Below are 11,746 nucleotides of genomic sequence, written 5' to 3' on the forward strand. Positions count from 1 at the left end.
ATACTATGTCACAATTGTGATTCCCGAGTCGGTAAACCGCCGTCGTCGTCTCGCAGAGGCTGCAGAGCGCTACTACATCGATGGCTGGTCGCAGGATCGTATCGCCCACCACTTGGGTACCAGCCGATCCAACGTGTCTCGTCTGCTCGAAGCTGCACGTCGGGAGGGCGTGATCCGGTTTGTGATCGATCATCCGCTGCGGCGCCATCGATCACTGGAGCAGGAGCTCGTTCAGCGTTTCGGGATACGCGAGGCAATAGTGCTGGTTGCGGGCGGTGACACGCTTGCTTCGGTTGGGCGTCTTGCTGCCGAGTGGCTCGTGGATCATGTTGCCGATGGCGATCGCATCGCCATCGGGTGGGGGCGCAGCGTCGAGGCAACCGTCGCCAACGTTGCGGTCGAGCAGCCGCGCGACGTCGAGGTCGTGCAAGTCGGAGGCGATCTGACCATGGCGCCGGCTTCGTCGGGCCACGAACTCGTTCGGATGCTGGCCGAGGCGCTGGGCGGTCGCCACCGTTTCCTGCACGCGCCTGCCCTCGTCGAGGATGAGACGGTCGCCGACGAGCTCCTTTCCGACCCCAGGATACGAATAGAACTCCAGCTCGCTCGTTCGGCCGATATCGCGTTGGTCGGCATAGGCATACCTGGAGAGGGCTTCGCGGAACGAGCCATCGCCGACAGCTATCAGGGATTGATGAAACCGGAAGCGGTGGTCTGTGCTCGCCTCATCGACCAGGACGGGGAAGAACTCCAGGGGCCGCTCAGCCGTCGGGTGATCGCATTGACTCTCGACCAACTACAAGCGATTCCCTGTGTCGTCGGTGTCGCTGCCGGGGTGGCAAAGGGCCAAGCGATAGCAGCGTCCCTGGCCGGTGGACTTCTCGACGTCCTGGTATGTGATCAACCGGCAGCGGCGGCGGCACTCCACGACGACGCGGCCCGCAGTCATGTGAGGGAATGAGTATGGCAAGAAAGGATCCAACCGATTCTGCGCAGGCGGCCGATGTTCTCAAGGGCATGTGGTCGATACGAGTCTTTGAAGAAGCCGTCGAAGAGCTGTTCTCGAGAGGGCTCCTGCACGGCACGATGCATCTCACGATCGGCCAAGAGGCCGTGGCGGAAGGGGTCTGTGACGCTCTCGACGAGGGAGACTTCATCACTTCGACACACCGAGGCCACGGCCACGCCCTCGCCCACGGAGCGGACCCCGAGCGAATGCTGGCCGAACTCCTGATGAAGGATACGGGATACTGTCGAGGCCGAGGCGGCTCGATGCACATCGCGGATGTAGACAGCGGGAACCTCGGCGCCAACGGAATTGTCGCCGGATCGATGACCATTGCCACCGGTGCGGCTCTCTCGCAGCGATTACAGGAGACCGGCAAGGTTGTCGTCTGTTTTTTCGGTGACGGTGCTGCAAACGAAGGTGCGTTCCACGAGGCGCTCAATCTCGCCTCGATCTGGTCCCTTCCACTCGTTTTCGCCTGCGAGAACAACCAGTACGGAATGTCCATGGCCCAGGAGAAGTCAACGGCCGGAGGGTCGGTGGCGAATCGAGCGTCTGCATACGGCATGCCTGGTGTCCAGGTGAATGGCAACGACGTGGTCGAGGTGTTCGAGAATGCAAGAGAAGCGGTGGAACACGCCCGTTCGGGCGAGGGCCCGAGCCTGCTGGAATTCGTCACCTACCGGTACAGGGGCCATTCGAAGTCGGATCGTAACCTCTACAGAACACAGCAGGAAATCGACCAATGGCGCAGTACGAAAGATCCGCTCATGCTCTACGAGCAGCGTCTGCGCTCACTTGGTTGGCTTGATGACGAGGAAATCGCAGCTGCGCAGCTGGCGGCTCGTGAGCGAATACGAGAGGCGGTAGTGGCTGCATACAAAGCACCTCCTGCGCTCGTAGACGACTTGGAGGGAGCCGCGTATGCCTGAGACGAGCTCATACGCGAGAGCTGTCGGAGCCGCACTCCGATTGCTGCTGACCGAGGACCCCCGTGTGTTCCTCGCCGGGGAAGACATCGGCGTGTACGGCGGGGCCTTTGGCATCACCGACGGACTTGTCCAGGAGTTTGGAGAGGACAGAGTCCGGGATACGCCGATATCTGAGGAGGCCATCATCGGGCTCGCGGTGGGCGCCGCCATTACGGGACTGAGACCGGTCGTGGAGATTCAGTTCTTCGATTTCATCGTGAACGCGATGGACCCCCTTGTGAATCAGGCGGCGAAGCTCCACTTCATGTATGGGGGACATGTCGACGTCCCGATGGTCGTGCGAACAGCCGGAGGTGGGGGTACCGGGGCCGCGGCTCAACACAGCCAAAGCCTCGAGGCTTGGTTTGCGCATGTCCCGGGACTGAAGGTCGTGCTGCCCGCCACTCCTCAAGACGCGTATGACCTGCTGTTGGCGTCGGTGTTGGATCCCAATCCGGTGGTGTTCGTCGAACACAAGCTGCTGTACAAGACCGAAGGTCCTTTCGAGTCGAGAGCCCACATTGCCGAGACGCCCGCGCGAATCGGTGAAGCCAAGGTCATCCGTCCCGGCACCGATCTGACGATCGCCGCATACTCGATCATGACGGTCAAGGCGTTGGAGGCAGCGGAGAGACTTGCCGACGCCGGCATCGACGCGGAAGTCGTCGACCTGCGAACGGTGCGGCCACTCGACATCAAAACCGTCCGTGGGTCGGTGAAGAAGACGGGGAGACTCCTCGTCAGTCACGAGGCGCCGACCGCCGTGGGTGTCGGCGCAGAAGTCGTTGCAGGGGTGGTCGAATCCGACGCGCTCGACTACCTCCTTGCTCCGGTACGGCGTGTGTGTGGGAAAGACAACCCGATGCCGTATGCCAAGGAACTGGAACGAGCGACGATTCCTCAGGTCGATGACATCGAGAAGGCGGCCAAGGAGCTGATGAACGCATGAGCGGCGAGAACATCCTCGAGATTCGCCTGCCTGCCATGACCGCAACCATGGAACAGGCAACCATCCTTCAGTGGTTGGTCGCCCCCGGTGATCACGTGTCGGAAGGTCGACCGATTGCCGACGTATCGACGGACAAGGTGGATATGGAGCTGGTGTCTCCGTATGAAGGGACGGTGGTCGAGTTGCTGGTGGAACCCGGCACGGTCGTTCCGCTGGGCGCAACCATTGCCACCATTGCATCCGCGACCGGTGATCTGCTCGCCGGATTGGATCTGACCGAGTACGAGCCGTCACCGCCTGCGTCCCCAGAGACTTCTTACGGCATCGTGCCGGCATCGCCACCGGCGCGACTGCTCGCCCGGCAACTCGGTGTCGATTTGTCCGAGGTCGAGCCCACGGGGGCACGTGGCCAAGTGACCTCGGTCGACGTGAAGGCGTTCGCTCGGCGAGGTGAGGCCCATCCTGGCGAACGTGCCGACCGTGTCCCTGAGCAAACATCTGCACCATCCCAGAGCTCGCCGATGCCGGTCGATACCGCGAGGGAGCTCTCGGTGCGCCGGGCCACTGCCGAGATCATGAGCAGGTCCGCGGCAATCCCTCAATTCACGCTGTATCGCACGATCGTTCTCGATCGCACTGCAGCGCGCAAAGGAGATCACAGTTGGACGACCGAACTCGTGAGGGCACTCGCTGCCGCATTGCGAGAGCATCCCGAGGTGAACAGCCGATGGGATGATCAGCAGCGCCAACCTGTGCCGTGTGAGGCGGTGCGAGTGGGAGTGGCGATCGACCGGCCGCACGTGGGACTGATCGTTGCTGCGATATCTGATCCTGACACTGTCGATCCGGACGAGGCCGATCGCATCGTGCGTTCGACCCTCGATCGCGTCCGGGGCGGTTCGCCCAGCCGAGAAGACATGGCGCAGCCTTCGATCACCCTCTCGAACCTCGGTGGTCTCGGGATCGACTCGTTCGCCGCTCTGGTCTTCCCACCCCAATCTGCGATCCTGTCGGTGGGGAGCATTCGGATGCGGCCGGTGGCAACGACGGACGGTGCGGTGAAAGCAGCGCTCACGTGCGAAGTCGGACTCACGATCGACCATAGGGTCGCCGATGGAGCCGATGGCGCAAGGTTCCTCGCAACGTTCGCTCGGTATCTCGAGGGTTGATCCTGCCCGCAAACGTGCAGGCCTTCGTGCCGGTCATCCGGTCAGGATGGAACGGCTCTCATCAGGATGTCTCTCACTTCAGCGGTCGAGGACGCCTGCAGGCAGCGGTCGGCAACTGTCCTGGCGGCATCCGTGGACCATGACCGGATACGGTCTTTCACCACACTGATCGACGGTGGGTTCATGGACCATTCGTCGAGGCCAAGCCCCAGCAGTATGGGAACCGCCACGGGATCTCCGGCCATTTCTCCACACAGTCCAACCCATTTCCCGTGCGCGTGGGCAGCTTCGATGACCATCTGGATCAGGCGCAGAACTGCTGGATGGAGGGGGTCGGCGATTGTCGCGACCGCTGCATTGGTTCGATCGACCGCCAACGTGTATTGCGTGAGATCATTGGTGCCGATCGAGAAGAAATCGAGCCGGGAGGCAAGTGCACCAGCGATCAGTGCCGCCGAGGGCACTTCGATCATGATCCCGATTTCGAAGGAAGCAGCCCGTTCTATGCCGCGGCTGTCGAGCGCGGCCGCTGCTGCGCCGACTGCCGCTCGTGCGGCCTCGACTTCGGCCAAGGTGGCCACCATCGGGAACATGATCTTCAGATTGCCATGGACCCCGGCACGCAGCAGGGCTCGGAGTTGCTTCTGGAAGAGATCGCGTTCCGCCAAGGTCAGGCGGATTCCCCGCTTGCCGAGAAACGGGTTCAGCTCGTTCTCGAGATTGATGCCGGGCACCTGCTTGTCGCCGCCCACGTCGAGAGTTCTCACTACCACCGGGCGGTCGCCGAACAGTTCAAGAATCGACCGATAGGCCTCGTACTGCTCATCTTCCGTGGGGAGAGTTCCCCGATCGATGAACAGGAACTCGGTCCGAAGCAATCCCACACCCTCGGCTCCCGACCGATCGGCGCGCTCGGCATCTGCGACGCTGCCGATGTTCGCCACCACTTCCTGGCGATGTCCGTCCACGGTGACCGCCGGCTCTGAGGCGCGTGCGGCAGCAACCGTGAGGAGTCGGGCCTGTCGTTCATACTGCTCACGCAGAGCGGCGAGCTGTTCTGTGTCGGGGTCGATGTAGAGAAGACCGGCATCACCATCCACCGCGACTGTTGTCCCGGTGGCAACGTCGAGGTTCGTGATTCCGACGATCGCCGGGATTCCCATCGACCGAGCCAGGATCGCCGCATGGGAGGTGGCGCTGCCTTCTTTGGTGCAGAAAGCCAACGCCATTCCCTCAGGAAGTGACATCGTATCCGACGGTGTCAGATCGTCGGCGATGACGACCGACGGCACGGTGATTTCCGACAATCCTTCGGAACCCAGTCCCATCAGTTCGCGCACGAGTTGTTGTCCGATGTCTCGCACGTCGATTGCTCGCTCGGCGAAGTAGTCGTCTCCGATGGATGCGAATTCATCAGCAAGTGCGGACGTGACCGCGACCACGGCAGCCTCGGCCGTGGTCGCCTCGGCGGCGATCAGGTCGGCGGCTTTCGCGGAGAGTGCCGGGTCGGCCAAGAACATTCGATGCACCTCGAATATCTCGGCGGCAGCATCTCCGGCGTGGTCGGCGGCGATCGCAACGAGCTCACTGAGGCGACGATCGACGGCTGCGATTGCGGCCAGCAGGCGCTCCTGCTCTCCAGGGATGTCATCGACGGGACCCTTGGGAATCTCGGGCGTCTCGGGTCGATAGACGAACGCTGGTCCGATGGCGATACCGCCGGCCGCCGGGATGCCGTGCATGATGCGGTTCATTCTTCGAAGTTACTCTCGACGAGTCGCTTGAGCGTTGAGATAGCTGCCTCCTCGTCGGGGCCGTCGGCTTGGATACGAACCTCATGGTTCTTCGCTACCGCGATCCTGAATACGGAGATGATGCTCTTCGCATCAACGGGATCACTCCCACGAGTGAGATTGGTGAGGGTGATCGAGCTGTCGAACCCTTGGGCGGCCTTGACGAATATCGCGGCCGGGCGCGCGTGTAGCCCAACTTCATGCCTGACGACGACTGTGGTCTCAACCATCTGTCCAACTCCTGTCGCTCATATGTACGGTGATGGTGGCAAGGAACTCGGCAGCTTCGAGCCGAGTGACCGCAGTGCCCACATCGTCTCCGACAGCCAGTACACCCATCCCTCGAATCACGGTCACGCCTTCTGGAAGAGGTTCTGTCGCCACACCCAGCCGGATGGAACCTGCAGCTTCACTCATGGATGCCACAACAGGCTCCGGCACACGATGTTGCTCGGCGAGAGCCAGCAGCATGGGCGGCAATCCCCATGCTGCCGCCTCATGGAAAGCAAGGGCGGCGACGAGCGGATCGGAGTCATCGATGGGAACCGTATCCAACGCTCGATTGTCGATGCAGCCCAGGTCGGCGCCTACAGCGGTTCGCGTCGCGGACTTGTCGGACCGACGGACGGCGACCGCTCCCAGTGTTGCGGGAGCCAATCCGGCCGCCAGGAGACGTTCGGCGGCGCGACGAATCTCCGCGACCAGATCACGCTCCGATGGAGCGGCGTAGAGCAAGTCATTGCGGATACGATCGACACGCCGGGGCTGCATTTGAACGGCGCGATCGACCGAGCGACGCATGATTCGCCGGAGCAGTCCTTTCATGGGCTTCAGTGCTCGGCCGTTTCGAGATCCTGGAGCCGTCTCAGGTTGACGACGGTGAGCGACTCGTCGAGTGCGACGTCGTCATAGGCCAGGGTTTGGCCCATCTCCACATCTCGCAAGATCTTCGCTCCGGGTGCCAAACCCAAGGGGAGAAGGCACTGTTGGCGTGCAATGTCGGCACGTTCAATCAGTCCGTAGACAGTGAAGCCACCGAGACCGTCGATGATTTCGCCGGCCTTCAGCGGTCTCTTGGCCACGGTGATGGCTTCCGCCGTTGGATGAGCATCGGTTGCGAGTGTCGTTTCGCCCATGAGTGCGGCTCGGGCGATCCATACAGGTGTCTCCAGGCTCGTCAGATGATACGGACGGTAGAGCGCCCAGTAGGGTCCCGGGCCCATCGACAGATACTGAAGATCGCGTATCAGTTTTGGGTGGTCCGTCGTGAACGTCACGAACACACCAGGGGCGATTCCTAGACCGAAGTCGACCACCCCTTCATGTGACTCGATTCCTCCGGCATCACGAGGAACGTACGTTTGAGCCAGTGCCTCTTGCGTCACATTGGGTCCGTGCATTCCCCGTATGTCAGGTATGAATTGTATGCCGTTTGCCAGCGATGTCATCTCCACCATCGTCTTGGTGCCGTCAACGAAAGAGGCGAGCATCTTTGGATTCATCTTGCGGGCTCGCGCCATCTCGGCCATGGAATCGGGGTTCGCCGAGCGGTCGAGTGGATTGTTCTTTCCTTTGCCGGCGGCGACGACTTTGAATCCAAGACTGGTGGCAAAGTCGTAGAGCTCCATCGTGGCACCTGGCTCATCGCCTCCGGTCAGCGTGTAGACCACGCCGGCGGCCTTGGCCATCTTGCGAAGGATGTAGCCAACGGTGGCATCCGTCTCGACATTCATCTGCATCACGTGCTTGCGGGCCAGGATCGCGTGATAGGCGACACGGGCTCCAACATCGGGGATTCCTGTCGCCTCCACGACCACATCCAGTGGCTCGATCGTTGCTGCAAGATGGGCCCTTGTGGTGGCGACACGTTTGCCTGCATACACGGCATCTGCAGCCTTGTCCGGATCCTCGGTGTCGACGATGTCCGATGCGTCTACACCGGCGGAGAGGAGGACTTCTGTGGCACGCCCCGGCACGACGTCGGCCACGACCACTACGCGCATTCCGTAGACGGTCTCCATCTGGCTTACCAAGCCCTCACCCATCTGGCCGGCGCCTGCGAGACCAATGCGCACGATCTCCCCGCGTTCCTCGCGCGATTTCAGTAGCGGTAACAGCATCAATGCTCTCCTTTGAGAATCCGCACGACAGTGCCAGGCGTGACGTTCGGTGCCGGAACTTCGGGGACGCTCACGTCTCCGGGAAGTTCGGGTTCGGTGCACCCGTTGAACTTTACGATGAGGTGTCCGAGATTGGCCAGGTTCTCGTTTGCGACGTCTCCCACACAGAGCACCGGGTACGGTTCTGTGCCTATCTCGAGGATGTCGCCGGCCTCGACTGGGGAATGCAATTTGTCATGATCAATGAGAATGGCGAACTCGTGGAGTTCCTCGGGGGCTTCTTCGCCGAAGAACACGAGGATGCCTTCTGCAGCGAACGCCTCGGCCATTTCCCCTACGCTGATCACGGTTGTTTCATACTTGACGGTGGTCATGGCATTAGTCACCCCACCCGGCCGCCGGCCGGGCCCATCGAGCGTGGGATGGGATCCGGCGGTCAACCGGATCCCATCGCGTCGGACCTTGCTCAGTCCTCGATCAAGGAGATGTTGTCGACATCAACCCCGGAGACGAAGTTCTCCTCGGTGATGAATCGCGCCAACGGACCCGAGGGACTCGCCCCGTGCACGTCGACGGTCAGCACACCCTTCATGGGGTACACACCGATGCGAGCCGTGCCACCACAATCGATGACGGCGACTGCAATCTCGCTGAAGCCGGCTTTCGACTTGAAACCGTCGAATGGCCTCCCACCGGTGAGGTCTGCGATGCGCTGAGCGACCGGGTGGATGCCTCCTCCGGTCACGGAGTAGATCAGGTCCCTTCCTGGTTCCGGCTGGATGACCAGTCCTGTGCCCCACCCTTTCATGCCGCGTCCGACGCGCACCTTCCGATACCCTCCCTCAGGAGGCGAAGGCTGCGCAGGCTCGGCAGGGACCTCGACGGTCTCGGCGGCAGCCTCGTCTGGAGCGGACTCTGCGGTCGTGGCCGTCTTTTCGGCCTCCGGCCGAGTCGCATCCTCCGTTGCTTCAGCAGCTTCTTTGGGGGACTTCTTGTGCCGTTTCAGAAAACCCATTCGAACAACGCCTCCTCTTGTCGATCAGGCGTACATACCGATGCTGGCTGCCCACCCGATCACCACGGCTATTGGACCCGTGATCATCCGGGAGAACAGCACTGCTGGTACCCCGATCTCTACAGTCTCTGGTTCTGCTTCTCCAAGCGCGAGACCTACTGGAATGAAGTCGCACCCAACCTGGGGGTTGATGGCCCACAAGGCCGTCAATGCCATGGCCGGCGAGATATTCCCTCGGCCGATCTCAACACCGATAAGTGTACCGATGATCTGCGCGATGACTGCTCCGGGACCCAACAGTGGTGAGAGCAACGGAAACCCGATGATCACCGAAAGGATGAGGAGTCCAATGACATTGCTGGCCAAGCCTTTCAGACCGTTGGCCAACCAGTCGCCGACGCCTGTTGCAAGGATGATGCCGATGACAAAAGCGATGAATGCCATGAACGGAATCACGGTCTTCAACACAATGTCTACAGCGTCGCGGCCTGCCTGAAACAGGGCTCCGACCACCAGGCCGGTTCCCTTACCGAGTCGAGTCAAGAAATCTTGCATGTTCAATCCTCCTCGATCAGGCGGCTGGGATCAGACCGCTGCGCTTCCACAGGAATGCAGTGATCCGCTCGGTAACGATTCCCCGGATTTGGATGACCACGAGTCCGGTGAGCAAGTAGCGGACGGCCAAGTCCGTGACGCTCAATCCGAGAGCTTCGATGCCGGTCGCAATGCCGAGCCAAACGAAGAGCTCACCCGGGTTGATGTGCGGGAAAATCCCCAGTGGGGGATGCACATACGACACCGCAGCGTCATAGAACGCCGGCTTGTACTTCTCCGGGAGGAACTGGCCATTGGTGTACGCCATCGGATTCGTCAGGAAGAACACCGAAAGCACGGGCCAGACTACGTACCTGATGGGGTAGTAGATAATCCCTTCGCGAGCTGCCCATTCACCAAACTTGTTCACGCGTTCCGGCCCAATCAGCGCGATCAGCGCGTTTACGCCGGTAAGCAGCACGATGAGCAGCGGAACGATTCCGACCAGCAGACCGGAGAAGACATCGGCACCTTGCTTGAAGACACCGATGAAAGCTTCAGCCCAACTTGCTAGTAATTCCATTGTCTCTCCTCTCAGACTGACAGCGTCTGTTTACTTTCGGTCCGCTGTAGTAACCGGTCTCACTTGCGCGTTATGTCATTCAGTCATCCTCCTCAGATCCGTCCACCCTCGATTCAATTGACGAGGAACGTTTGTCTCTCGCGTTCTTGAGAAAGCCTGCCGCCTGTTCGAATGCCGCCCAGGTCTTGTCGCTTACTCCGGCCGGGGGTGTCCCGAGGCCAAGATTGTCGAGCTGCCAGCCGACGACGCTAGGAACAGGCTGAAGGCCGGCGAAGATGGTGAACCCGGATAGGCGCTCTGCAGCGACGACTACGTCGGATTGGTCGATGACCGCGACGACATAGGTCTTGCGCTTCCAGTTCGAACCGGCCATGCCGATGGACATTGTGCTTCCCAGGCGGCGAAGATCCTGGGCACGTCCATGGAATCGATGCATTTGCCATGTGGAGAGACCGAGTTGGATGAGCCAGGCAACCACGAGAAGGATGAGCAGCATGATCGTTTTGGACTCGAACATCACGCCACCTCACTGATAGATGTATTTGTATCGATATGGAGGATCGCCTCGGCGGCGGTGGAATCGGTGACGAGGGCATCCAGATACCCGCCTCTGAGCACGGAGAGGATCGCAGTGGCCTTGCCCTTTCCCGCTGCGACCGCCATGACGAAAGGTATCGAGGTGAGGTCTTCCAGCGGCATGGCCACGATTCTTCGGTTCTGGGGCAGATCTGCAGGGCGTCCCCGGTCGTCGAACAAGAAACCCAAAAGATCTCCCACGACGCCACGTTCTTGGAGCTCGGTAATTGTTGCCCGGTCGAAGTATCCGGCGCGGACGATGCCCGGAATCTGGCCGACAGATCCGATACCTGTGATGGCCACGTCACTCTCTCGGGCAAGGTCCAACGTGTGCCTGATTGCCTGCTGGGATAGGAGCGATTGGGCAGTCTCCTCCCGGTCCACGAGAAGAGGAGTCGCCAGGAAGTGATAGTCGCCATTCAGTTTCTCGGCAAGCAGCCTGACGATGCCGGAACCGTCGATGGAAGGGTCTCCTTCGCCGATGGAGCCCATCATCTGCACGGCCGAGACTCCCCGAAGCTGTATCTCTGGCATCGCTCTCACGACATGGAAAAGGGAAGCTCCCCATCCGACGGAAATACGCATGTCGGAGTGGAGATGACTTTGGAGAGACCGTGCAGCGAGGCGACCTACCCGAGCTAGAAGTGTTTCATACGCAAGGCCACGATTGTCGAGCACTCGAGCTTCCGTCAACCCGTAACGTTCCACGAGCTGCTGTTCCAAGTCTGGACGTGAGCGCAGCGGGAACTTGACCCGGATTTGCACCAATCCGGCTTCGCGAGCCTCACGCAGCAGACGCGAGACCATCGACCGTGATTTTCCGATGCGGAGTGCTATCTCGCGCTGGTCGAGATTCTCCTCGTAATACCAGACGACGATCTGGCCCAACAACTCGAGCCGTTCCTCGCTCGCAGGCATGAATACCCTCCCAGATACCCGCAGTCAACGTGAGTATTTTCAGTTGCAGGGACTGTATGCCGGTACTCACGGACGCGTCAATGAGTGTGTGCACATATGTGCATCCTCGGTG

General features: G+C 60.9%; 14 protein-coding genes. 4 read left to right on the top strand and 10 right to left on the bottom strand.

What is annotated here, in order from left to right; all coding sequences use genetic code 11:
* Positions 1–16 precede the first annotated feature (16 nt).
* Genes GWP04_01595 through GWP04_01610 form a run of 4 tightly spaced genes read left to right on the top strand, consistent with a single transcriptional unit; the run spans position 17 to position 4,095 of the window.
* Positions 17–961 (top strand): sugar-binding transcriptional regulator, encoded by a 945-nt coding sequence (locus GWP04_01595; protein NIA24243.1) that lies wholly within the window; start codon positions 17–19, stop codon positions 959–961.
* Entirely contained in the window at positions 958–1,938 is a 981-nt protein-coding gene (locus GWP04_01600) for a pyruvate dehydrogenase (acetyl-transferring) E1 component subunit alpha (GenBank protein NIA24244.1), read from the top strand. Before GWP04_01595 ends, GWP04_01600 begins: the two co-directional genes overlap by 4 nt.
* The gene (locus GWP04_01605; GenBank protein NIA24245.1) at positions 1,931–2,926 is read left to right on the top strand and encodes an alpha-ketoacid dehydrogenase subunit beta; all 996 of its coding nucleotides are present in this window, start codon (positions 1,931–1,933) and stop codon (positions 2,924–2,926) included. Before GWP04_01600 ends, GWP04_01605 begins: the two co-directional genes overlap by 8 nt.
* Entirely contained in the window at positions 2,923–4,095 is a 1,173-nt protein-coding gene (locus GWP04_01610) for a hypothetical protein (GenBank protein ID NIA24246.1), read from the top strand. The genes GWP04_01605 and GWP04_01610 overlap by 4 nt, the downstream gene beginning before the upstream one ends.
* Positions 4,096–4,136: 41 nt before the next feature.
* Here the strand turns inward: GWP04_01610 and ptsP are convergent, their stop codons facing one another.
* From ptsP to GWP04_01660, 10 genes are all read right to left on the bottom strand, one after another.
* On the bottom strand, positions 4,137–5,849 hold the full coding sequence (gene ptsP / locus GWP04_01615) for a phosphoenolpyruvate--protein phosphotransferase (protein NIA24247.1): 1,713 nt from the start codon (positions 5,847–5,849) through the stop codon (positions 4,137–4,139).
* Complete coding sequence (locus tag GWP04_01620; GenBank protein ID NIA24248.1) at positions 5,846–6,118, bottom strand: HPr family phosphocarrier protein; 273 nt, start codon at positions 6,116–6,118, stop codon at positions 5,846–5,848. The genes ptsP and GWP04_01620 overlap by 4 nt, the downstream gene beginning before the upstream one ends.
* On the bottom strand, positions 6,111–6,713 hold the full coding sequence (locus GWP04_01625) for a hypothetical protein (GenBank protein NIA24249.1): 603 nt from the start codon (positions 6,711–6,713) through the stop codon (positions 6,111–6,113). The genes GWP04_01620 and GWP04_01625 overlap by 8 nt, the downstream gene beginning before the upstream one ends.
* Positions 6,714–6,718: 5 nt before the next feature.
* A complete protein-coding gene (locus GWP04_01630; protein ID NIA24250.1) occupies positions 6,719–8,008 on the bottom strand; it encodes a hypothetical protein in 1,290 nt (429 codons plus the stop codon).
* Positions 8,008–8,382: a PTS sorbitol transporter subunit IIA gene (locus GWP04_01635; protein NIA24251.1), complete on the bottom strand. Its 375-nt coding sequence runs from the start codon at positions 8,380–8,382 to the stop codon at positions 8,008–8,010. The genes GWP04_01630 and GWP04_01635 overlap by 1 nt, the downstream gene beginning before the upstream one ends.
* 92 nt (positions 8,383–8,474) lie before the next feature.
* Positions 8,475–9,023, bottom strand: coding sequence for a hypothetical protein (locus GWP04_01640; GenBank protein NIA24252.1), 549 nt, complete (start codon positions 9,021–9,023; stop codon positions 8,475–8,477).
* A 24-nt stretch (positions 9,024–9,047) separates the two neighbouring features.
* Positions 9,048–9,578, bottom strand: a complete 531-nt coding sequence (locus tag GWP04_01645; protein NIA24253.1) for a PTS sorbitol transporter subunit IIB — start codon at positions 9,576–9,578, stop codon at positions 9,048–9,050.
* A 16-nt stretch (positions 9,579–9,594) separates the two neighbouring features.
* Positions 9,595–10,140 carry a PTS sorbitol transporter subunit IIC gene (locus tag GWP04_01650; GenBank protein ID NIA24254.1) on the bottom strand — a complete coding sequence of 182 codons (546 nt, stop codon included), beginning with the start codon at positions 10,138–10,140 and terminating at the stop codon, positions 9,595–9,597.
* Between the two features lie 79 nt (positions 10,141–10,219).
* The gene (locus tag GWP04_01655; protein NIA24255.1) at positions 10,220–10,657 is read right to left on the bottom strand and encodes a hypothetical protein; all 438 of its coding nucleotides are present in this window, start codon (positions 10,655–10,657) and stop codon (positions 10,220–10,222) included.
* Complete coding sequence (locus tag GWP04_01660) at positions 10,657–11,634, bottom strand: sugar-binding transcriptional regulator (GenBank protein NIA24256.1); 978 nt, start codon at positions 11,632–11,634, stop codon at positions 10,657–10,659. Before GWP04_01660 ends, GWP04_01655 begins: the two co-directional genes overlap by 1 nt.
* Positions 11,635–11,746 lie beyond the last annotated feature (112 nt).

Source organism: Gammaproteobacteria bacterium, assembly GCA_011682695.1.
Lineage (GTDB): Bacteria > Actinomycetota > Acidimicrobiia > Spongiisociales > UBA4744 > BMS3Bbin01.